The 23617-nt window shown below is 26.7% G+C and carries 26 protein-coding genes; 15 read left to right on the plus strand and 11 right to left on the minus strand.

The features are described 5' to 3' along the window. Window positions 1-99: 99 nt before the first annotated feature. Complete coding sequence (locus FDK22_RS09125) at window positions 100-1944, minus strand: PAS domain-containing sensor histidine kinase (RefSeq protein WP_171012957.1); 1845 nt, start codon at window positions 1942-1944, stop codon at window positions 100-102. A 305-nt stretch (window positions 1945-2249) separates the two neighbouring features. Here FDK22_RS09125 and FDK22_RS09130 point away from each other — a divergent pair, with 305 nt between their 5' ends. The 15 genes from FDK22_RS09130 to FDK22_RS09200 all read left to right on the plus strand — a co-directional run bounded on the left by FDK22_RS09130 (window position 2250) and on the right by FDK22_RS09200 (window position 14026). Continuing rightward, complete coding sequence (locus tag FDK22_RS09130; protein WP_138152626.1) at window positions 2250-3005, plus strand: SDR family NAD(P)-dependent oxidoreductase; 756 nt, start codon at window positions 2250-2252, stop codon at window positions 3003-3005. Continuing rightward, a complete protein-coding gene (locus tag FDK22_RS09135; protein ID WP_138152627.1) occupies window positions 3005-3424 on the plus strand; it encodes a nuclear transport factor 2 family protein in 420 nt (139 codons plus the stop codon). Before FDK22_RS09130 ends, FDK22_RS09135 begins: the two co-directional genes overlap by 1 nt. Window positions 3425-3430: 6 nt before the next feature. Beyond that, window positions 3431-4666 carry an MFS transporter gene (locus FDK22_RS09140; RefSeq protein ID WP_138152628.1) on the plus strand — a complete coding sequence of 412 codons (1236 nt, stop codon included), beginning with the start codon at window positions 3431-3433 and terminating at the stop codon, window positions 4664-4666. Between the two features lie 73 nt (window positions 4667-4739). Then, window positions 4740-5288 (plus strand): lipocalin family protein, encoded by a 549-nt coding sequence (locus FDK22_RS09145; protein WP_228711684.1) that lies wholly within the window; start codon window positions 4740-4742, stop codon window positions 5286-5288. Next, window positions 5285-6535, plus strand: a complete 1251-nt coding sequence (locus tag FDK22_RS09150) for an NAD(P)/FAD-dependent oxidoreductase (RefSeq protein ID WP_138152629.1) — start codon at window positions 5285-5287, stop codon at window positions 6533-6535. The genes FDK22_RS09145 and FDK22_RS09150 overlap by 4 nt, the downstream gene beginning before the upstream one ends. Next, window positions 6532-7278, plus strand: coding sequence for a DUF1365 domain-containing protein (locus tag FDK22_RS09155; RefSeq protein ID WP_228711685.1), 747 nt, complete (start codon window positions 6532-6534; stop codon window positions 7276-7278). Before FDK22_RS09150 ends, FDK22_RS09155 begins: the two co-directional genes overlap by 4 nt. 1 nt (window position 7279) lies before the next feature. Beyond that, complete coding sequence (locus FDK22_RS09160; RefSeq protein ID WP_138152630.1) at window positions 7280-8506, plus strand: SAM-dependent methyltransferase; 1227 nt, start codon at window positions 7280-7282, stop codon at window positions 8504-8506. After that, a complete protein-coding gene (locus tag FDK22_RS09165) occupies window positions 8503-9039 on the plus strand; it encodes a DUF3833 domain-containing protein (protein WP_138152631.1) in 537 nt (178 codons plus the stop codon). Before FDK22_RS09160 ends, FDK22_RS09165 begins: the two co-directional genes overlap by 4 nt. Window positions 9040-9069: 30 nt before the next feature. Further along, window positions 9070-9837: a bifunctional hydroxymethylpyrimidine kinase/phosphomethylpyrimidine kinase gene (gene thiD / locus FDK22_RS09170; protein WP_138152632.1), complete on the plus strand. Its 768-nt coding sequence runs from the start codon at window positions 9070-9072 to the stop codon at window positions 9835-9837. Next, window positions 9828-10445, plus strand: a complete 618-nt coding sequence (gene thiE, locus FDK22_RS09175; RefSeq protein WP_138152633.1) for a thiamine phosphate synthase — start codon at window positions 9828-9830, stop codon at window positions 10443-10445. Before thiD ends, thiE begins: the two co-directional genes overlap by 10 nt. 18 nt (window positions 10446-10463) lie before the next feature. Further along, window positions 10464-10820 carry a sirohydrochlorin chelatase gene (locus FDK22_RS09180; protein ID WP_171012958.1) on the plus strand — a complete coding sequence of 119 codons (357 nt, stop codon included), beginning with the start codon at window positions 10464-10466 and terminating at the stop codon, window positions 10818-10820. A gap of 72 nt (window positions 10821-10892) precedes the next feature. Beyond that, window positions 10893-11174: a hypothetical protein gene (locus tag FDK22_RS09185; protein WP_138152635.1), complete on the plus strand. Its 282-nt coding sequence runs from the start codon at window positions 10893-10895 to the stop codon at window positions 11172-11174. Window position 11175: 1 nt separating this feature from the next. After that, a complete protein-coding gene (locus tag FDK22_RS09190; RefSeq protein WP_138152636.1) occupies window positions 11176-12234 on the plus strand; it encodes an EAL domain-containing protein in 1059 nt (352 codons plus the stop codon). A gap of 11 nt (window positions 12235-12245) precedes the next feature. Further along, the gene (locus tag FDK22_RS09195) at window positions 12246-13784 is read left to right on the plus strand and encodes an ABC1 kinase family protein (RefSeq protein ID WP_138152637.1); all 1539 of its coding nucleotides are present in this window, start codon (window positions 12246-12248) and stop codon (window positions 13782-13784) included. Further along, window positions 13781-14026 carry a TIGR03643 family protein gene (locus FDK22_RS09200; protein ID WP_138152638.1) on the plus strand — a complete coding sequence of 82 codons (246 nt, stop codon included), beginning with the start codon at window positions 13781-13783 and terminating at the stop codon, window positions 14024-14026. The genes FDK22_RS09195 and FDK22_RS09200 overlap by 4 nt, the downstream gene beginning before the upstream one ends. Before the next feature lie 3 nt (window positions 14027-14029). On the opposite strand, the gene FDK22_RS09205 is transcribed toward FDK22_RS09200, so the two are convergent. From FDK22_RS09205 to FDK22_RS09250, 10 genes are all read right to left on the minus strand, one after another. Continuing rightward, window positions 14030-15793 (minus strand): sensor domain-containing diguanylate cyclase, encoded by a 1764-nt coding sequence (locus FDK22_RS09205; RefSeq protein ID WP_138152639.1) that lies wholly within the window; start codon window positions 15791-15793, stop codon window positions 14030-14032. Between the two features lie 87 nt (window positions 15794-15880). Beyond that, the gene (locus tag FDK22_RS09210; RefSeq protein WP_212744999.1) at window positions 15881-16354 is read right to left on the minus strand and encodes an ATP-dependent zinc protease family protein; all 474 of its coding nucleotides are present in this window, start codon (window positions 16352-16354) and stop codon (window positions 15881-15883) included. Between the two features lie 58 nt (window positions 16355-16412). Then, a complete protein-coding gene (locus tag FDK22_RS09215; protein WP_138152640.1) occupies window positions 16413-16925 on the minus strand; it encodes a lipocalin family protein in 513 nt (170 codons plus the stop codon). Between the two features lie 2 nt (window positions 16926-16927). Beyond that, window positions 16928-18217 (minus strand): DASH family cryptochrome, encoded by a 1290-nt coding sequence (locus tag FDK22_RS09220; protein WP_171012959.1) that lies wholly within the window; start codon window positions 18215-18217, stop codon window positions 16928-16930. After that, window positions 18210-19598, minus strand: a complete 1389-nt coding sequence (locus FDK22_RS09225; RefSeq protein WP_171012960.1) for a cryptochrome/photolyase family protein — start codon at window positions 19596-19598, stop codon at window positions 18210-18212. The genes FDK22_RS09220 and FDK22_RS09225 overlap by 8 nt, the downstream gene beginning before the upstream one ends. Window position 19599: 1 nt before the next feature. Beyond that, window positions 19600-20484 (minus strand): ABC transporter substrate-binding protein, encoded by an 885-nt coding sequence (locus tag FDK22_RS09230; RefSeq protein WP_138152643.1) that lies wholly within the window; start codon window positions 20482-20484, stop codon window positions 19600-19602. A gap of 22 nt (window positions 20485-20506) precedes the next feature. Further along, window positions 20507-21442 carry a ferrochelatase gene (gene hemH, locus FDK22_RS09235; RefSeq protein ID WP_138152644.1) on the minus strand — a complete coding sequence of 312 codons (936 nt, stop codon included), beginning with the start codon at window positions 21440-21442 and terminating at the stop codon, window positions 20507-20509. Window positions 21443-21501: 59 nt separating this feature from the next. After that, window positions 21502-21969, minus strand: coding sequence for an SRPBCC family protein (locus tag FDK22_RS09240; RefSeq protein WP_138152645.1), 468 nt, complete (start codon window positions 21967-21969; stop codon window positions 21502-21504). Between the two features lie 3 nt (window positions 21970-21972). After that, window positions 21973-22827, minus strand: a complete 855-nt coding sequence (locus tag FDK22_RS09245) for a TIGR01777 family oxidoreductase (RefSeq protein ID WP_138152646.1) — start codon at window positions 22825-22827, stop codon at window positions 21973-21975. A gap of 81 nt (window positions 22828-22908) precedes the next feature. Then, window positions 22909-23616 (minus strand): LytR/AlgR family response regulator transcription factor, encoded by a 708-nt coding sequence (locus tag FDK22_RS09250; protein ID WP_138152647.1) that lies wholly within the window; start codon window positions 23614-23616, stop codon window positions 22909-22911. Window position 23617: the final 1 nt, after the last annotated feature.

The raw sequence follows: 23617 nt of genomic DNA on the forward strand, positions 1-23617 counted from the left end.
TCTTGCCAAAGTCAAGATGATTGGTTATAATCCTACAGAGTCACAAGATACGGCGTCATGAAATAACTGACAAAAAATTTCAGGAGAAATTGTGCTGTGTCAGGTCAAGTCTAGTTTTGTACAGGTAATTATTACTTCAAAACATGCCCCTACATACTCTTTATTATTGTATGTAAACTTTTTATTGTATACATCTAATTTAAAGTTATGTCTTTCCCTTAAGATTTTGTCAACCATAACTAAACCTAGTCCTGTGCCCTGAGATTTATATTTTGTTGTAAAATATGGTTCGAAAATTCTATCTTTTATAGAAGAATCAATTCCCCCTGCACTGTCATAGATTCTTAAAACTAAACTGTTTCTATCTATTCTTTTTACTTCTATAAAGATATATCTATCTTCTTCATTTTCTACTAATTCTTTTAAAGCATCTTTTGCATTATTTAAGATATTAATAAAGGCTTCTGATAATTCGTTTTTACTTGCCACAATACTAATATCTTCATCTATCTTTGTTATTAGTTTAATATATGAACTATTTAATGAACTTTGAACTAAAGAGATAGAGTTTTCAATAACATTTTTAATACTAACTAAAGAAGTGCCCTTTTCATCTTTGATAAAGTTTCTAAAATTATCTATCGTAGTTGATAAATAATTAGCTTGTTTCATAACCTCTTCAGAACAATGTAAAATCTCTTCATTACTAATTGGCATTTCCATATCAACTTTTAAACTTAATCCACTAACATTTGTAGTAATTGCACTTAAAGGTTGTCTCCATTGATGGGCAATATTCCCAATCATTTCACCCATTGAAGCTAGTTTTGTTTGTTGCTCTACAATTTTTAAACTTGTTGTATCTTTTATAAATATCAAAAATCTTTGTTTATCTGGAAGTAAAGATATTGAATAATTAATTGGAATAAGCTTTTTATCAAAAGATATACAATTAGCCTCTTGGTTTTCAATAAAACCTTTTTCTAGAGCTATTTTAATTCCATTTAATAGTTTATCTTTATATTCTTCTACAAGGAGGTCTAAAAAATTCATTTTAAATGAGTTTTTTTCATCAAAGGCAAAAATAGTGATAAACTCTTTATTAAAATTGAATATATCAAGTTTTTTGTCAATAACCAAGATTGCATCCCTTGAATAATTAAAGATTGTTTCAAACTCCTCTTTTTGTTGAACCAATCTATTCTCATATTCTTTTTGTGCAGAGATATCTCTCATAGAGCAATAAACTAACTCTTCATCAAAGACTTTAATTCTAACAATGCTTACAAATACATCAAAAAGTGTTCCATCTTTTCTTTTATATTTTGATTCAAAACTTATGGGTTCAAAGCTTGTTTTATTTATATTTTCTAAAATCACCTCTTCTTCATGAATAGCTTCAAAATCTGTAACCTTGAAAGTTAATAACTCTTTATCTTCATAGCCTAATACTTTTTTAAATAATTTACTATATTCAATAAGATTTCCTCCTAAATCAACAATAAAGATTGCATCCGATGAGTTTTCTAATAAATACTTATATTTTTGTTTTTCAAAACTTATCTCTTCTTGTAGTTTTTTTTCTGCAGTAAAATCTCTACCAATACCTAAAACTCCAATTATTTTCCCACTATTATTTAAAACTTTTGTTTTTGTAGTTTTAAGATACTCTTCATGCCCATCATTTTTAAAAACTACTTTTTCAAAATTAGATAATGGGACATCTGATTCCATAGCATTTTTATCATGTTCAGTAAAAAATTCCGCCAACTCTTTATCTACAAAATCAAAATCTGTTTTTCCTATGATTTCTTCTTTTTTTGCACCAAAAAACTCTTCAAATCTTTTATTACACTCTAAAAATACCCCATTTTTATTTTTTATCCATAATAGGTCTGGAATATCATTTAATATAGTATCAAACTCATTTTTTCGAAGTTCCATTTTTTTCTCAAAACCTTTTTTCAATATAAAAACAATGATTGATAAAATTATTAGATTAAAAAATAAAAATAGATAAATTATTTGCGAGGATAAACTGATATGATACTGCTTTGTATCAGCAGAAAAAAGAAAAACTGTAAGAAATATTAAACTTAATATAATTTTTGTTTTCATTCTAAAACTCTCTATATGATTTAAATGATGCCTTAATAACTATAAAAACACAATAAACTTTCCTCTAAAAGGACATAAAAACTATACAAAAATACACATATACTCAATAAAATAAATAAAAAAGATTTATCATGGAAACAAATAATAGAATTTGGATTATTGGTGGAAGTAGCGGTATTGGACTTGAATTAGTGAAAATACTATTAAATAATAATCATTATTTAATAGTAAGCTCCAGAGATACAAATAACAATGAAGCCTTACAACTACTGCAAGAAAAATTTCAAAACAACCTTTATTTATTAGATTTAGATGTTAGTAAAGATAACTTTAAAAATGAGATTCAAGAGGCTTGGCAAGTATACAGAGGTTTAGATATTTGGTTTTACAATGCAGGAACTTATGAAGTTATGGATATAAACAATTGGAATAAAGAGCACTTTATTAAAATGAATGAAACAAATTACTTAGGCGTTGTAAAATTAATGTGTGAGATTATTCCATATTTTAAAAACCAAGGTTTTGGGAAATGGATATGGAATCTAAGTCTCTCTACATATTTTGGCTTACCAAAAGGTGGAGGTTACTCTGCACCTAAATCTGCTTTATTAAACCTTGCTCAATCTATTCATCCGGAGCTTGATTCCATTGGAGTTAAATTAAAAGTTATAAACCATGGTTTTGTAAAAACTAGACTTACTTCAAAAAATAATTTTGAGATGCCTCAACTAATGAGTGCTAGTTATGCAGCAAAAAAAATTAGTGAAGAGATATTTGATGATAAGAAATTCGAAATTTCATTTCCTTTTAAATTAAAAATGTTTTTAAAATTTCTATCTATACTTCCTTACAAAATCTCTTTATTTATTACAAGAAAGATGATTTAATGAAAATAGAAGAATATGCTTCTTTTTTTGAAAATATTAAAGAAGATACAAAAAAACAAGAATATGAAAAATATTTTAGTGAAGAGGTGAATTTTAAAGACCCTTTTCATCAAGTAGAGGGTATTGAAAACATCTATAATATTTTTCAAAATATGTTTCAAAACCTTGATAATACAAAGTTTGATGTCACTGAAATAGTTTCAAATAAAAAGATAGCTTATTTAAAATGGGATTTTACCTTTTCATTTAAAAATAAAAAAGAGATAAATAGATTTACAGGAGTTAGTAGAGTAGTTTTCGATGAAAACAACAAAGTTTTAATACATGAAGATTACTGGGATGCAGCACATAATATTTATGAAAAATTCCCTATTCTTTCAAGCTTGCTAAAATTTGCAAAATCAAAAATACAGAACTAAAATCAAATGAACTATTATTATCCACTAATTGCTATGCCCCTTGCAATACTTGGTTTACCATTATATATCTATCTTCCAACATATTATGCTGTTGATTTAAATATTAATATCACCCTTGTTGGTGTAGTTTTATTTTTAGCAAGATTAAGTGATGTATTTAGTGATCCTTTAATTGGGTTTTTAAGTGATAAATCCCAAAGGGTTTTAAATAGTAAAAAACCTATAATGTTTATAGGCTTTTTATTAGCCACATTTTCATTTTATGCCCTAATAAATCCAATCAAAGAGTATGCTTTATACTTTCTAATATTTTTCTCTATTTTAATCTATTTAGGGTTTAGTATGATTATGGTTCCTTATTTAACATGGGTTTCTGAAATAAGTGATGATTATAATGAAATTAGTTCCTTAAATAGTAATAGAGAACTTTTTACAATAATAGGTTTAGTTTTAGCTTTAATTGCCCCTACAATGATTGATTCCCAACAACTTTCCCAAAAACTAAACCTACTTTTTTTATTATTTATATTTTTATTTACCCCTTTATTTTTAATAACACTTTTAAAAATGAAAACAAAATTTACAAATAATCAAACTGAGATAAAATTAAGTATATTAAAACTACTTTATAAAGAGAAAGAGGATTATAAATATTTACAAATAGGATATTTTTTTAATTCTTTAGCAAATGCAATTCCTGCAACACTATTTATTTTATTTATTCAAGTAGTTATTCAAGACAAAAATTCTAATGAGTGGATTTTAATAGTATATTTTCTTGCAGGAATTATTGCTTTACCCTTTTGGAACAAACTATCAAAAAGCAAAGGTAAAAAACAAGTCTGGGTATTATCAATACTTTTAGCTTCCATAAGCTTTTTCTTTGTAGTTTTTCTAAAACAAGGGGATATCTTATGGTTTGCATTAATCTCATTTGTTACAGGCCTTAGTCTTGGCGCTGATATTGCTTTTCCAACTGCAATTCAAAGTGATATCATACAAAACTCAAAATATAAACAATTATCCTCTACGTCATTTGGAATATGGACGATGTTAACAAAACTTGCCCTTGCTAGTTCTGTTATGATAACTTTCTCAATTTTAGGATTAATTGGTTTTGATGAAAACAACATAAATCAAAATATGATTTTGACACTATCTTTACTTTATGCCCTTTTACCAGTTATTTTAAAACTTTTCTCTTTATATTTTATTCTTAAATTTAAAGAAAGAAGAAAATAATCTTATAAAAAGACAAAATATTCATACAAAAAAACTTCATTTGATTATAAAATCGTTTTCAAGAGGAGTTCATATGAAGAATTTTACATTCCTAGTAATATTTATGAGTATAGTTTCCTTAATAATTTTGACTAAAACTCCCTCTTACGCCAAAGCCCCAGCCCCCGTGATTTATGTAAACCCAATTGAATTCAGCGGGCTTTGGTACGAAATTGCAAGAACATATAATAGTTATGAAGAAAATTGTGTTGCACCTACTGTTGAATATAAAAAAATTTCTAAGACAAAACTTGAAGTATACAATAGATGTTTTAAAGAAAAAATTGGTGCAGATTTAAAAGAATATAAGGGTGTTGTTGAGCCTTTAGGCTCTAATGGCAATATGTCTTTAATGGAAAAAACATATTACTGGATTTTTTCTGAAGAGTATAGGATTATTTATCTAGACAATTATGAAACTGCAGTAGTAGTTGATGAAAATATGGAATATGTTTGGATAATGAATAGAAAACCTACTATAGAAAATAAAAAGTTAGGAGATATTATCTCAATGTTAAATAACTACATTGATACAGATAAATTAATATTTCCCTTGCAAGATAAAAATGGAAGATACAAATGAGTGAAAAAAAACTAAAAATTGCAGTAATTGGAGCTGGGATAAGTGGTCTTGGCTCAGCATACCTTTTAAGTAAAAAGTATAATGTTGATATTTTTGAAAAAGAGAATAGACTAGGAGGTCATGCAAGAACAACTCAAATTATGAATGATGGTAAACAGTTTGGAGTTGACACAGGTTTTTTGGTTTTTAATCATCAAACATACCCTCTTTTAACAAAACTATTTAAAGAGTTGGATGTAAAAATTGAAAAGAGTGATATGAGTTTTGCTTTTTGGGATAAAACATCAAATATAGCTTATAATGGACAATCATTAAAAGGGATGTTTGTACAAAAAAAGAATCTATTTAATCTAAGCCATTATAAAATGATAAGTGATATTTTAGATTTTAATAAAAAAGCAAATGATGATTTGGAAACAAACTCAAAGGATTTAGATGTTAGCTTAGAAGAGTATTTAAAACCCTATTCTAAATATTTTAAAGATAGATATATAATACCAATGGGTGCATCTATTTGGTCTACTCCAACTCAAAAAATGAATGAGTTTCCAGCAAGAACATTTTTGACTTTTTTTAAAAATCATGGTTTATTAGGTGTTGATACACACCACCAATGGTTAACTGTTAGTAATGGCTCTATAAATTATGTAAATAAAATCAAATCAAAAATCTCTGGAAAGATTTTTCTAAATTCAAATATAATATCAGTAAAAAGAGAAGATGATAAGGTTTATATCACAACAAAAGAAGACGGTGAATTAGAGTATGATAAAGTTGTTTTTGCCTTACATGCACCAGATGTATTATCTATTTTAGATGAGCCTTCTGTTGAAGAGTTAACTATTCTTTCATGTTTCAAATACAAAAAGAACAATGCTGTATTACATAATGACACTAAAGCTTTATACCCTAATAAAAAATCATACGCAGCTTGGAATTATAAAACAAATGGAAATGAAGAATCAGTTACCTTATCTTATTGGTTAAATTTACTTCAAAATCTAGATTCAAAAAAAGAGTATTTTGTTTCTTTAAATGAAACAGATTCTTTAGATAATGTGATTGAAAGAATTGAATACTCACATCCGCAATTTGACCAAAAAGCAATCAATGCTCAAGAAAAAAGAGAATTAATTAATGGAAAAAACAATACTTACTATGCAGGGGCATATTGGAGATACGGTTTCCATGAAGATGGTTTATATAGTGCAAATACTATAGCAAAAGAGTTTGGATGTGAATTATGATACAGCATAATTACCTTGATGGTTCAATTTTTCATAAAAGATTTCATCCTAAAACCCATGATTTTAAATACAAATTTTTTATGATTGATATTGATTTAAACTCTTTTGAAAAGTTAAATAACAATAGGCTATTTTCTTATAATAGTTTTAATCTATTTTCATTTTTTACAAAAGATCATTTTGGCAAAAGTGATGATTTTTTAAGAAATGTCGATGAATTATTAAGTAAATATAAAATAAAAAAAACATCAAAAATGAGATTTATAACCCTTCCTCGAATCTTAGGTTTTGTCTTTAATCCAATTAGCGTATTAATTTTATTTGAAAATAATAAACCTACATTTATGTTTGCAGAAGTTCACAACTATAATGGAGGAAGAGTTGTTTATCCAGTTGAATTAAAAGAGAAAAATGAAAAAACCCTAACTGGTAAAACTAAAAAAGATATGTATGTTTCCCCTTTTTTTAAAAGGGATGGGGATTATAGCTTTGATTTAACCTATGATGAAAATGATTTTCAACTATCAATTAAACTATATGAAGATGGCAAAAAGGTTTTAGTTTCAAACCTTATAACTAAAAAAATAGAATTTAGTGATAAAAAAACAATGAACTTGTTTTTTAAACACACCCTACTAACTTTTTGGGTTGTTACAAGAACAATCTACCAAAGTATAAAATTAAGGTTAAAAGGTCTTAAATGGACTAAACCAATTCCACAAGATCAAACAAGGAGAATATAAAATGGAAGCTTTCTGGAAAAAAATTGGGGAAAATTTTTTATCAAAAATTGAAATTGGAAGTTTAGAAGTTATATACCCAAATGGGGAGATTAAAAAATATGGAAAAACTTCATACCCAAAGGCAAAAATTAAACTTTATACAAATAAATTTTTTAAAAGAATAATGTTTTATGGGGATATAGGATTTGCAGAAAGTTATATGGATAAAGATTTTGATTGTGATGATTTAACCTCATTGATCAAGATTGCTTTATTAAACTCATCATCATTGCAAACAGTAAGTAATTATGAAAAAAACTTTTCTTTGTATAACCTATTTCCTTTTATAAATAAAGTCAAGCACTACTTAAGAAAAAACTCTAAAACAAAGGCCAGAAAAAACATCTCAAAACATTATGATTTGTCAAATGATTTTTTTAAACTCTTTCTTGATGATACAATGATGTATTCAGCAGCAGTTTTTAAAGACCCAAATGAACCATTATTTGATGCTCAAAAAAGAAAAATTGATATTTTAGCAAAAAAACTAAATCTAAAAAAAGGCTCAAAAGTTTTAGAGATTGGTTCAGGATGGGGAGCAATGGCTAGTCATTTAGTTAAAGAATATGATTGTAAAGTAACAACATTAACCCTATCTAAAGAACAAAAAAAACTATGTGAGGATAGATTTAAAGAGAACAAAATAGAAGAATCTATTGATGTTTTATTAAAAGATTACAGAGATATGGAGGGAAAATTTGATGCCATTATTGCTGTTGAGATGTTTGAAGCTGTAGGACGTGAATATTTTGATGTATTCTTCAAAAAATGTGAAGACTTATTAAAACCATCTGGAAATCTTGTTATGCAGATTATTACAATGCCAGACCAAAGATATGATTCATATTGTAAAGGGACTGATTTTATTCAAAAATATATCTTCCCAGGTGGCCACTTACCAAGTGTTTCTAAAATTTTAGATGTAACAACTAATCATACAAACTTAAACCTACTTCACATGGAAGAGTTTACAGAGCATTATGCAAAAACATTAAATATCTGGCATGATAATTTCAATAAAAAAATTGAAGAGATAAAAAAGCTTGGTTTTGATGATTATTTTATAAGAATGTGGAAAATGTACCTTTGTTATTGTGAAGCTGCATTTTTAACAAGAAATATTGGATTAGTTCAAATTACCTTAACAAGGTATAACAATATCCACTTAAACCAAGGTCTAGTAGCATGAAAAAACTACTTGCCTTATTAATATTTCTAACATTTTTTTTTACAGGATGTACGAAGATGCAATTAGAAGATTTTAAAGATAAAACACCAGAATTTATCCCACAGGAATATTTTAATGGAAAAATGACTGCTTATGGTTTAGTAAAAGATAGAAGTGGTCAAATTATTAGAACCTTTAAAGGTGTACTTATTGGCTCATGGGATGAAAAGGGAATTGGAACATTAGATGAAAAGTTTGTTTATGATGATGGGGAAGAGTTAACAAGAGTTTGGACTTTAAAACCTACAGGTGAAAAATCATTTGATGCAACCGCACATGATATAGTTGGAACTGCAAAGATGAAATCTCTAGGAAATACTGTAATGATAGATTATGTTATGAGAGTACCATATAATGATTCTACAATAGATATTAGTGTTAGAGATTGGTTACATTTGCAAGAAGATGGAGTAATAATCAACCACTCAAAAATGAAAAAGTTTGGATTTACAGTTGGAGAGCTTGTTATTACCATAATTAAAGACTTTCCATGATAAATTATTAAAAATGAAATAAGGATTTTTATGAAAGTCGTTTTAACTATTGCCGGTAGTGATAGTAGTGGTGGAGCAGGAATTCAAGCTGATTTAAAAACTTTTGAGAACTTTGGAGTTTTTGGGGCATCAGTTTTAACTGTCCTAACAGCTCAAAATACAACAGGTGTAAAAAGTATTAGTCAAATTGATTCAAATTTTGTAAGAGAACAACTTGAGATGGTTTTTGATGACTTTGAAGTTGCAGCTGTAAAAATTGGAATGCTTTTTTCAAATGAAATTATTGATACAGTTAGAGAATTTATAAAAAACTTAGATATTCCAATAGTACTTGACCCAGTTTTTGTATCAAAGGCTGGTTCTAAACTTTTAAGCGATGATGCAGTAGAAAATATGAAATCTTTATTTCCATACGTTACATTAATAACACCAAACACCTTTGAAGCAAAGGGTTTATTTAACTTCAATGAAAACAATAATAGTGGAGTTGAAGAGATAAAATCTTTACCTTGTAAAGTTTTAATTAAAAATATAAAAAAAGGAACTCAAAGTATAGATAGATTATATTCAAATGAAAATATCATAGAATTTGAATCTGCTTTTTTGAATTCTGAAAATACCCATGGTACAGGTTGTAGTTTTAGTAGTGCAATAGCCGCTAACATTGCCTTAGGTAAAAACTTAGAAGATGCAATTTCAGTTGCTAATAAATTTGTTTTTGAAGCAATTAAAAATGCCCCTGAACTAGGAAAAGGTAAAGGGCCTATTGCCCACAAAAAAGGATTTGAATGTCTATAAAATTAAATGGATTATATGTTATTAGTGATGATATCTTAACCCCTAAAGAAGTACTATTTGAAAAGATAGAAGAAGCTTTAAAAGGTGGGGCAAAAATTGTTCAGCTAAGAGATAAAAAATCATTAGATGAAGAGATAGAACAATTGGTGATAAACTTAGACGCTTTATGTAAAAAATATGAGGCATTATTTATTTTAAACGATAGAATTAATCTTGCTATAAAACTTCAATGTTCAGGTTTACATGTAGGTAAAAGTGATTACGAAAAAATAGATTATATTAGAGAAAATTTCAAAGGTATTCTTGGTATTTCATGTTATGGTGATTTAAAAACAGCAAAACTTATGGAAGAAAAAGGTGCTAACTACGTTGCCTTTGGATCTTTTTTTGCTTCACCTACTAAACCACAAGCAAAAGTGGTATCAAAAGAGATATTAAAAGAGGCTAAAAAACTATTAAACATTCCAACATGTGCCATTGGAGGAATCACTTTAAAAAATGCAAAAGAATTATTAGAAAATGATGTTGATATGTTAGCTGTTATTAGTGACATATGGAAAAGTGATAGTATTGAAAATAGATGTAATCAATTTTCTAAACTATTTTAATTATAAATGGAAAAAAAAATGAAAGCAATAATATTTATAGCCCATGGTAGTAAAAAAGAGCAATCTAATAATGAGTTTGTAAACTTAATTGAAAAAGTTTCAAAGGAAGATACTAAATATGACTTAAAAAAAGCAGCTTTTTTAGAACTAGCAACTCCTAGCGTCCAAGAATTAGCTGTTGATTTTATAAAAAAAGGTGCTAAACATATTAGTTTTTATCCATATTTTTTAAACTCTGGGAAACATGTATTAGTTGACCTTCCAAATATTATTGAAGATTTAAAAAAAGAGTATCCCCTTATAGAATTAAAATTACTTCCACACTTTGGAAAATCAGAAAAAATCAAAGATATAATCCTTTCTGACATAAACTAAAACATCATAAACTTACATTTTTTTACTACTAATATCTTCTTAAAAATAGAATAATTACAAAAAGGAGTTTATATGTTTAATGATATTGTTTTCACAGCGCTTGGTGCTACAAAAAAGATTAGAAAAAGTGTAAAAAAAGAATTAAAGTCTTTAGAAAAAAAAGGGATGCTAAGAAAAGAAGATTTAAAAGCATTTGTTGATAATCTTGAAGCAGAGGGAAGAATAGAAGATAAAAAGATAAAAAAAGAGATTAGATCAATGTTAAAAGAGATAATCAATGAACTTGGCCTTGCTACAAAAAAAGACCTTCAAAGACTAAAAGTAGAGCTTTTAGAAGAATTAAAAGGTAAATAATTTGAAATGTGACAAATGCAATGAAAAACTAGGGTTTGAATCATTACCATCAAAAATATATTTTGTAAGTGAATTTGATGAACTTATGGCAAAAAGCCGAATATTTTTAATGAAATTAGGTTTAAACCTATTTAAAATTCATGATTTACACTATATAAAAGTTGAGGATACAAAAGAGTTTTTTAAATCAAATATTGATGCAATAAAAAGTCACTTTAATCAAATGTCAGCACAAGATATAAAAGTTTATGTCGATTATGAAAATTTAGGTTTTTCATACAAAATGGTTTTACATGCAAAACCATTACAAAGATATATAAACATGATAGATGATAAAGAGTTTTTTGATGTGATAAATAATCAATCTTTAACTTCGTATTTCCAACCTATAATTGATGTAAATACAAACTCAATTTATGGGTATGAAACTTTAACAAGAGGAGTTAAAGCCGATGGTTCTTTAATCTATCCAGATGAATTATTTGAAAAATCTGCAAGAAATGATATGAACTTCAAACTAGACAGAATGTGTAGAGAAAGTGCTTTAAAAACTGCTGCTACTAAAAAAGTTAATAAAAAAGTATTTATTAATTTTTTACCAACTTCTGTTTATGACCCTGAGTTTTGTTTAAAATCAACTGTTAAATGGGCAAAACAACTAGAAATAGATCCCTCAAACATAATATTTGAAGTTGTTGAAACAGAAAAAGTAACAGACCAAAACCATCTAAAATCTATTTTAGAATATTATAGAAATGAAGGTTTTAAAATAGCATTAGATGATGTTGGAGAAGGTTATTCAAGTTTAAATATGATAATTGAACTAAAGCCTGATATCATTAAAATAGATAGAAATATTATAAAAGATATAGACAAAGATGATTATAAAGTCTCTGTTTATAAAGCATTAGTTAGTTTAGCAAGGGATAGAGGTATTAAAATATTAGCTGAAGGTATTGAAACAGCTTATGAGTTAGAGATAATAAAAGAGATAGGTGTTGACTATCTTCAAGGTTATTATTTTGCTAAACCATTACCTGAACCAATTAGAAAAATTTAGAAGGATAAGTTATAAAATATTTTTCACCATTAAGGGTTTATCAAGTATTTACATTTTTATTAACAATATATTTAGTAATAAAAAGAAAAAAAAGTTTTTTACTACTAAAACCTTTAAAACCTAAAAAGCTAAAGGAGACTATTGTAAAACTAGGAGCTAGTTTTATTAAACTTGCCCAAGTATTAGCTACAAGGTCTGATTTTTTTACAGAAGAGTATCTTAATGAACTAAAAAATCTCCATGACCAAATCCCTCCTATGAATCATAAACAATTTAATGAGGTATACAATATAGCTTTTAAAGATAAAGATATTTTTAAAAGTTTCCAAGAGTCACCTATAGCTTCTGCTTCAATTGGACAAGTTCATGTAGCATATCTTAAAAATGGGAAAAAGGTAGCTGTAAAACTAAGAAGAGTTGGAATAAAAGAACAAGTTTTAGCAGATATAAAAATCATTTCGATTTTTAACTTTTTATTTAAACCCCTATTCTCTTCTTATACAAAAAACTCTATAGAAGCTGTAGTTTCTGAATTTTCAAAAATGATAGTTGAAGAGATTAGTTTAAACCAAGAATTAAAAAATCTTAAAAACTTTAGAAGAGTTTACAAAAAACAAAAAGTTAAATTCCCAAAAGCTTATAAAAAATACTCTTGTGATGATGCGATGGTTATGAGTTTTGAAGAGGGATTTAGATTTGATGATAAAGAAAATATATTTAAAAACAATATTGATTTTAAATCAATAATCTCAAACTTAGTTGACTTTTATACAACTCAAATGTTGATAACTGGATTTTTCCATGCAGACCCACACCCAGGTAACCTATTAGTAAATAAAAAAGGTGAACTTATATTACTTGATTTTGGAATGGTTAAAACTGTACCAAATGACAAAAGAATAGCTATTATTGAGCTTATTAAAGCAGCAAATGAAAAAGATTATGAAACTTATATTAGTGCAAGTAAAAAACTAGGAACAATTGCATATGAAGCACCAACAAGTGAATTAGCAGAGTTTACTTCAAAAATGTTTGATATATTTTCAAATGATAATTTAGATAGTGAATCTATGCAAAAGCTTGCCTTTGAAATTCTTGAAACTACAAGAGATTTACCTTTTAAACTACCAAGTGATGCAATTTATATTTTAAGGGTAAGTGCAATTATAGAAGGTCTTGGCACAACATATATAGAAAACTTTAACGGGGTAAAAGACATTTTGCCAATATTGACTCAAAATCTGCCAAAGGCTTTAGGAACTAAAAGTACCATAAGTGAGACAATTATTGCGGAAGCAAAAGAACTACCATTTATCATAAAAGATTTTAAAGTGATGGTAAAAAAAGCTAGTGAAGGAACACTTGAAGTTGAAGTAAGTAGAAACCAGCTTGAGTACATAATCACAAGTTTAAAGAAAGTTCTTAAATCATACGCAATATCTTTTGGTTTTGTTTTAGCTTCTATGTTTTATTTAATGTATGGCTTTGAGCCTAAAGAGATATCAATTGTTTTATTTTTATTAGGATTTATAAGGGTATTTTACAAATGAAAAAAATCAATCTAAATGAAGAGGATAAAAACAGACTTATACAAATGGCCTGGCAAGATAGAACAACTTTTGAAGGTATAAAAAAAGAGTTTGGTCTAACAGAAAATCAAGTTAAAAATCTAATGAGAAAATTAATATCAAAAAATGGCTTTAAAAGATGGAGAAAAAGAGTTCAAGATAGAATAACAAAACATGAAAAAAAAGTTGACTTTAAACCTATTAGATTTAAAGGACCATGGTAAAAACTAAAGAACTACAACTTTATTTCTACCATCATCTTTAGCTTTATATAATGCATCGTCGGCTCTTTTTAAAATTGTACTAGCATCATCTTCTAAATCAAATAATGTTAATCCAAAACTTGCTGTAACAGTTCCCACAGTTTCAAAGCTTTCAGATTCTATTATCTTTTTTAAATCTTCCATAAGTTTTAAGGTTCCTTCTAATGAAGTTTCAGGACAAATTATAACAAACTCTTCTCCACCCCATCTTCCAAGGTAATCAACATTTCTAATATTTTCTTTTAAAATTTTAGCAATTTTAATTAATACACTATCACCTACTTGATGCCCATAATTATCATTTATACTCTTAAAATTATCAATATCAATAATAGCAAATCCAAAAGCATGATTATATCTTTTTGAACGAACTATCTCATTTTGTAGGAGCTCATCAATTTTCAATCTATTATTTATACCTGTAAGCTTATCAGTAATAGCAAGATGTTCCAATTGAGTTTTTAATTTTTCCTTTGATTCAAGCATATTATTTAAATAAACTGCCATTTGATTGAACTCTTTAAATAATATTTTTTTACTATCTATTTTTGTTTTTTTACTACTTGATTTTTCAAAAAAAGTATTAAATTCTTCTATTGATTTTCTAATGCGTCTATTCCACCAAATCATTGAATATAAAGATAAAAGAGTCAAACAAATCATTAAAAACCCAACTATATAAATTCTATTTTTTTGTTCCTCTTTTTGTTTTAAAGCTTTATAAAATATCTCTGATTTAATATCATCTAAATGTGAACCACTTCCAATATACCAATCCCAGGGTTTAAAGCCTTCTATATAAGTAAATTTAGTTGTTTTTTCATTGGAATCAGGCTTTTTCCAAATATATTTAACAAAACCACCCTCTTTTTCCTTTGCTACTTTAATAAACTCTTTTACAACAAATAAACCATTTTCATCTTTAAAATTTAGCATATTCTTCCCTACAAGTTGAGGATTTAAGGGATTCATTAAAACTGTCCCATCTAAATTGTTTATAAAAAGATATTCGTACTTTCCATACCTCACTTCATTTAATCTATTTAGAACCTCATTTTGAACAATTTTTTCATAATCTTTAAGATATTCAGAAGTTCCTATATATAAATCAAAAGGTTCAAAATATTTTATAAAACCAATTTTTTTACTTTCATTTTCCTTATTGTCTGTTCTATAAAAGTAATATTCAACATATCCCTCTTTTTGTTTTGATGAAGCAATGTATTTAAATAAATTATGAAGATTTATACCATGGGTATCTTTATAATCTCTAAGAAAATAGGTGCCTTCATATTGAGGAAAGATAGGATGTAAAATAGCTTCCCCATCTAATTTTAAAATAAAAAAATACCCTCTACCATCAAAAAATCTAAATTCTCTTAAAGACTCTTTTATTATTGAAATAATCTCTTCATCTGATTTTGTATCTTTAAACTTATTGTATAAATTATCTGCAATATGATAGGCATCATAAATTTTATCTTTCAAAACTTCTTTTAGATTGTTTTCTGCATTTATTCTTTTATATTTTATATAATCAATTGCATTTTCAACTTGATTTTTAAGTAGAGTTTTTCTTTGTTCTAGTTGCATATTTTGGTAATTTTTGATAATTTGTTCAGAACTAAACCTTACTTCAAAAAACCAAAGTAGTGTTAAACTAAAAGTAAAGAAAAAAGAAACAAAAAGTATAATATTTGTAAAGGAAAAATGCTTCAAGTATTTCATTATTTTTTTCCTATTTTTCTGCTTTTATTTTCATTTTACCATAAACTTACCTTTTATAATAAAATTATTTAAAATTAAATTTTTATTTTAATTTTTATTCTTGAAAGATATATATTCTTTTCTTACATCAACGATAAAACCTTTTTTTAAAAATTCCCTACCCAATAAAATAGGATAATTCATCTTTTTTCTATTTGTTAATGTAAACTCAGTTTCTATATATTTTCCAAAAATAAAAACTTTTGTTAATATAACGTATCTTTTTTCTAAAATTCCATTGGAACTTCTAACCTTTGCAACTCTTTTAATTGGAAGTTTAAACTTTTCATTTTCATATTTTTTATGAGTTTCATCCAGAACATCAAAAACCACATATTTATCATCAATTGATTCAATAAAACTACAATGTAAAGATGAAGTTTTAGCTCCAGTATCAACTTTTGCTCTTATATCCTTTAAATTTAATAAAGGTAAATCTACTCGATCATATTTTCCTATTACAATATTATCTGCGTATAAACTTGTAAGAAAAAAACATAAAACTAAAATTTGTTTAATCAAATTATCTCTTTTATAATATAAAATTTATAAGATATTATATGATAATTTGATTATAAAATTACTCTTGTATTGTCCAAATAAACTTTGAGGTGTCAAAACCATTTTTGAAGGCTATATCTATTAATCTTTTTTTTATTTTCTCATCAATTGTTTTAGTTCTACTTAATATCCATAGATACTCCCTACTTGGACTTCCAACTAAAGCGTATTTATAATTTTTATCTAAAGAAATTATCCAATAGTCCCCATAAAAGGGTCTAAAAAAACTAACTTTCAATTTTGAGTTTGTACTATCAGTAGAATATGCTACCCCTTTTGCTTCTTTCTTTTCACCACTTTCTATTTTAGTACATCTATTAATTACTCTAATTTGTTCATCTTCAAGTAAAGAATAATTTGCTGTAACATTTTTACATCCCTTTTCAAAGAAATGTTCAAATCTAGCTATTTCATACCAAGTACCTAAATATTTGTTTAAATCAACTCTAGATTCTGTTGATAGATTCTCATATTTTGTTGAACAACCCACAAAAAAAATAATAGCTACAGTTAATATTAATTTTTTTATCATTATTAATCCTTTATTTTATATATCTTTTCTTTTACATCTAGTGCCATTTGTTTATAATCAAAATCAGGTAAAGTCTCTTCTTTTTCAAGCCACTTTTTGACATACTCTTTCCCGCCATAAAAGCTTGATTGTTTAACTGGGTCAAAAACCCTATATTGTTTATCATTTCCAACTCCAGATTGATAAGCAAAATTTCCATAATTTGAGGCAGGAGAAAAATCTAATAAATACTCCTCAAAAAATGCAGCACAATATCTAAAATCCAAGCCAAGATTTTTTATAAAGTAACTTGATAACAGCTGTCTTTGTCGATTACTTATCCATCCAGTTTTTTTTAGTTCTATTATCCCTGCATCAATAATATCAACACCTGTTTTTGCATTAAAAAATAGTTCTAATTTATCTTTATTTTCTGAAAACTTGTAAACTTTATAGGACAATCCCTCTTTTAGAAAAAGTTTATTACCACTTTGAAGCATTACTAAATGAAAAAAATCTCTCCAAAGTAATTCAAAAAAAATCCAATAAGAAGATTTTGAAACCCCAAGTTTATTTTCATACTCTTTTATTTTATAATATAAGGTTTTAGCACTAATACATCCACTTGCTAGATAAGGAGAAAACTTTGTGGAATTGTTAAAACCATCCACTAAACTTCTAGTATCATAATAAGTGTGTAAATGTTTAGATAAATACTCATCAACCCTATTTAAAGCATCTGTTTCTCCACCTTTTAAAACTCTTTTATTTTCATCTAAAGATAAGTTAATCTCTTCAATTTTTATACACATAAAAAGTTTATCTTTTGAATCAATCACTTTTACAGGTTCGTTTATAGTCATTTTTTCTGCTTTTTTTCTAAAATGACTGAAACTTTTTTTATAATCGAACTCAAATGGTTCTAACATTGTTTGATTAAAAAAGCTTTTACCCTTGTATTTTTCTAACTTCTTTTCAAACTCTTTCTCTTCAACTCCAATCTCTTTTTCAAAAAAAACCCTTAAATCATAATCTTCATTTAAAATCTCTAAAGTTTTTTCTATATCATCAACGATATAAAGCCAAATATTTTTTTTAAGTAAGTTTTTCTTTAAATCAATTAAAGACTCATATATAAACTGTTTTCTAAACTCTCCACACTTATTAAAACCTAAGTTTGTTCCTTTTAAAAGTTCCAAAGAATAAAGAGATATCATATTCTCACAACATTTTGAAGCTTCATTTAAAGCTAAGTTATCATTTATTCTAAGATTGTTTCTAAAAACTGTAATACAAAGTTTTGGCTTATGCATTAAATAACTCCTCTTTAAATCTATTTGCATTTTCTAAATGGTTTAGGAGTTTTTTTTCATCCATTTTATTAAGTAATGAGATTTGCATTTTCATTCTTGGGTTATCTTTAAAAAGATGATTATATTTATATAAAAAGCTCCAATACAAACCATCCCAAATTTCACACCAATCTTCACTTTTTTTATAATCATTTGACATTTTTAAAATATAATTAGAACTACTAATATATGGTTTAGTTGTAATTGACCCACCATCACTAAAACCACTCATACCATATACATTTCCTACCATTACCCAATCATAAGCATCAATATAGTTTGCCATAAAAAACTCATATACCTTATTTGGCTTTATCTCTAAAAGTAAAAATAAATTCCCAATTATCATAAGTCTTTCTATATGGTGATTATAAGAACTTAGCCTTAGTTTTTTTATTGCATCATCAAAGGGTTTTAAGGAAGTAGTCCCTTCATATACTTTTTTTGGAATCTCATTTTCAAAACCAAAAAAATTTGAGTTTCTTAAATTTACATGGGAACTTTTATAAATAGAGAGCATAAACTCTCTCCAACCTATTATTTGTCTTAAAAATCCCTCTTTTGCATTAAAAGGTACATCAACTTTTGAAGCTTCTTTTATTAGATATTTTAAATCTAAAAGTCCAACATTTAAACTTGAAGAGATGTTGGAGTGAAACAAGAAAGAGCCATTTTTTACAATAGCATCTTGATAAACACCATATTTTTCAAATTTATTTTTTAAAAAATAGCCCAAATTTGCCTTTGCTTCTTCAAAAGTTATGGGGTAAGTAAACTGTTCACAAGTTCCTATGCTTTTAAATTTTTTACAATATTCTTTTGCTTCATGTAAGTATTTATTTTCAAAATTTAGTATTTGAGGAATCAATTCATTTTTTGGCATCTTTTTTCTATTTTCACTATCATAACTCCATTTCCCACCATAAGGTTTCCCCTTTTCTATAAATAGATTTAAGTCTTTTCTTCTATTTATATAATATTTATGTAAAAATTTATTTTCATCACTTACATTTAAAAAATTTGGATTATCAAAAATACTTAGATCTTTAAAATTTATTTTTATTTTTTTTAATAACCAATCATCCACAACATCATAAATAGATACCTTTTTTTCTTTATAAATATCTAAATAACTTTCATCTTCATAATATTCCACATCTATATCATTTTGTATTAAATACTCTTCATAAAACTTCATTGAAGCTCTATGAAAAATAAGTTTTTGAATATGAAAAGTATATAAAGTAAAAAACAAAGGCTCTTCAATTAAAAGAACCTTTTTATTTTTTAAGTTCTCAATATTTTCAAATAGTTGATGGGGATATAAAATAAAAATACTCAACTTAGCTCCAAATTGAATTGTATTGAGATTCTTCTAATCTAACAATTTCAAGCTCTTCTAAAAAGTTTGTTAATTCAAGCCATTTTTTGTTGTTAGATTTGATTTTATCTTTAAATCTTGGAATTGTATCTTCAATAATTTTATCCATAAGTAAGGATTTCTCCTCTTTAGAATATTCATAATATAACGCTTTTACCTCATCAATATTCTCTTTACAATATTTAATCATATCATTGGTGATTTTTATAAACAATTTTATCTCATCACCTTTTTTCTCTAAAATTTCTTTTGAACTCATAAACTCTAAAGCTGAAAAGTTAGGGAAAGGAGATAGATAATCATCAATAAAAATATTCTCAAAGTTTTCATATTCGGCTTCAATACCTTCAAAATTATAAAAGCATAACCATGCACCATCAAAGCTTTCATCATTTTTCATATTTGTTATATGCCAAAAATCTGTTTGTACAAACTCTACATTTTCAAAATCAAGTTCAAAGTTGTTAACATTTGCATATCTTTTTAAAATTTCAAAACCAATTTTATTTGTTATCTCATTAGCTGCAGGTGTAGTAATTTTAATTTTTTCATTAGCTTTTAGTTTTTCAAGCCTATCTTTTCTAATCATCACACCACCTCTAGTCTCAAAGAAGCAACCCAATGATTTCAAGCCCTCATAATAGTGTTCAAATAAATGAATTGGTTCATTACAATGTATATCAATAGTACCTTTTTTTAACTCTTCAAATCCATCATAATGTTCTGTTGGTACAATTATATTTACATCAAGAGCAAATTGTTTATAAACACCTTTTTTTATCCCAACAATCATAGGTAGATGGTCAGGGTTTAAAAACCATTCTAAGGCAACATCTATTTTTGTCATTTATCCCTCCTTTCTATTGTGCTTATGCACATCTATTTTCAAATAAATCTTTTAATGTTTCAAGAAAATATTGATTATGATTTGGAGCACGTGCAACTCTATAATCTTTTATTCCAACCTCATCAGCAATCTCTTTATACTCAATATCAAGTTCAAATTGTGTTTCAGAGTTATCTACTGTAAAAGATATTGGATAAACGATAACTTTTTTATCTTTCATCTCATGGAGTTTATCATCCATATATGGTCTAATCCACTCCATAGGTCCAAGTCTAGACTGATACGCTGTATGTATGTTTTTAAACTTTATACCTTGTTTTTCTAACTCTTTTTTTGCACACTCTACATTTGCAAGAATATGTTTTTGGTAAGGGTCCCCTTTATCAATAGTTCTTTGAGTTAAACCATGGGCTGAAAAGATTAATTCAAACTCTTCAGGATTGTCATAGCCTAAAGACTCTTTTATTCTTTCTACTATTGCTTTATTATATAACTCATGGTCGTAATAGGAATCAAGGGTTCTAATTTTACCTTTAACTCCTAATTTTTTTGCCCATTTTTCAAACTCTTCAATTGATGATTTAGTTGTAGTTGAAGAATAATGTGGATACATTGGAATTGCATAAATTTCATCATAAGGTTTTAAGTGTTCTAATACATCTTTTGCAAAAGGTGGTGTATATCTCATTTTATAAAAGACATCAGCATCAACTATTTTTTCTAATCTTCTAGCTAATCTTTTTGTATGACCTACTATTGGAGACATACCCCCTAAAGCTTTATAGTTTTCTTTAGCTTCTTTTTTTCTCATACTTGTAATAAAAAAGCCTATCATTGCTCTTATTGGCTGGGGAGCACCAATTATATATTTGTCATTAAACATATTTGTTAGGAAAACCTCAACCTCATCTAGGTTATTTGGTCCTCCCATGTTCATTAATACAATTGCTTTTTTCACTTATATCCTTTTTATTAGGATAATATTCAATTTATCTGTTTTTTTGTATGTAATTCTTGTTAGTTTATATTATTTTGTTGAGATAAAATTTCTTTTGTGACTTTATGTCTATAGTTAAACATCTTCTCTAATTCTCTTTCCACAAAGAAATTAAAAAGTTTACCTATTTTACCAAAGGGTAAGACATATAAAACCTCATCTTTTAATTCCACACTATTACCTCTTTTAGTAAAGATATGGGAATGTTTCCAATACCTAAACGGAGATTTCATTGCAAAATCAACAAGAAGATTAGGTTTTTGATTTTTTAATATTTTAACTTCCCAATATATTGGTATTGGCATAAATTTTTTTTCAGTTTTTAATCTTAGAATTTCATCTTCTTTTGCTTCAAAGCTATCGTTTAGCATGGTTACTTTCATATCAGGAGGAGTAATTTTTACTAAGTTATTTGAATCAAGATGAAATTCATACAAATCCTCCAAAGTACAGTTTTTTATTAATGAAGTTTTTTCATACCTAAACATTTTTTATCCTACTAAGTCTTCTATAGTATCTTCTATATTAGTATATTTAAATTTAAAGCCACTATCAATTAATCTTTTTGGTTTCGCACATTGACCATCAGTTAATACCTTAGCTCCTTCACTAAATATTAAATTTAATGCAAATTCAGGTACTGGTAATATTGTAGGTCTGTTTAAAGTTTTTCCTAAAGCTTTTGTAAGTCCTAAATTAGTTGTTGGTGTTGGTGCTGTTAAGTTATAAACACCATCACATTGTTTATTTTCTATTACATACTCATATGCATCTAATAAATCACTTATATGGATAAATGAAAAATCTTGTTTACCATCTCCAATAGTACCACCAATTCCAAGTTTAAATGGAGTTAACATCTTTTTTAAAGCTCCACCATCACCTAATACAATACCAAATCTAAATATAGCTGTTCTTATATCTAAATCTTTGGCCTTTAAAGCTTCGGTTTCCCAATCTCTTGCTAATACTCCTAAAAAATCTTTTGAATAGCTAAAGTCCTCTTCACTATAACAACTAGCGTTGTCATATATACCAACTGCTGAAGTTGATATAAACACCTCAGGCTTTTTTTCTGCTTTACTAAAAGCATTGATTAAAGCTTTAGTAGTATCTATTCTACTTGAATATAATAGTTTTTTGTAAGACTCAGTCCATCTGTTAATAATATTTGCACCAGCAAGATTAATAACAACATCCGCTTCTTCTATAATTTTTGTAAGTTCATTTATATCTTTAAGGGTTTCTCTTTTTATTCCTATTACTTTAAAACCCTTATTTTCAAATCTGTTTTTTATACTAGTACCAACAAAACCACTTGAACCAGTTATTGCTAAAGTTTTCATATTCACTCCTTTGCAATTTAATTTTACAAATTATAGTATATTTATGATTTATTAGTATATTTTATTTGTTAGTTAAAATTTTTAAAAGCTTCTTTTATCTAGATATTCTCTAAAGTCTTTTGCCCCATCTTTAGAGCTTGTTACAATATCATCGATTCCATTAAATGATATCTCTAGTTTAGATTGTTCTACACTTTGCATAGATTTAATTTTATCTACATTTACAATATATGACCTATGTACCCTAAAGAAGTTTTTCCCTTCTAATACAGATTGCATATCACCAATCTTTTTTCGTAAATAGGCATCGGCATCTTTGATTTTTATGATAACTTCATCTAAGTCCGCTTTAATATAAAAAATATCATCTATATCAATAAGATAGATTTTATTTCCTCTTTTTGCTACAAGTTTTTTTGTTTCATCAGCTTTTACAATATATTTTTCCATTTTATTCAATGAGTTTCTTATTGATTCATTGGAAATAGGTTTTAGTAAATAATCAATACCCCCACTTTGGAAAGCTTCAAGGGCATGTTCCTCATAAGCAGTTTGAAATACGATAAAAGTTTTTGGATTTAAGTTTACAATAGTATTTGCTAATTCTAAACCATTCATTTCAGGCATTGATATATCTAAAAAAGCAACATCAAACTTCTCTTTGGTTAAAACTTTTATTGCTTCAATAGCACTAGAACAAGCAGTAACATCTAAAATCCCTTCTTCATTTAAAAGTCTATTTAACCTACTAAGTGCTAGTTTTTCATCATCAACTATCAATACTTTCAAT

Source organism: Arcobacter arenosus (genome assembly GCF_005771535.1).
GTDB lineage: Bacteria > Campylobacterota > Campylobacteria > Campylobacterales > Arcobacteraceae > Halarcobacter > Halarcobacter arenosus.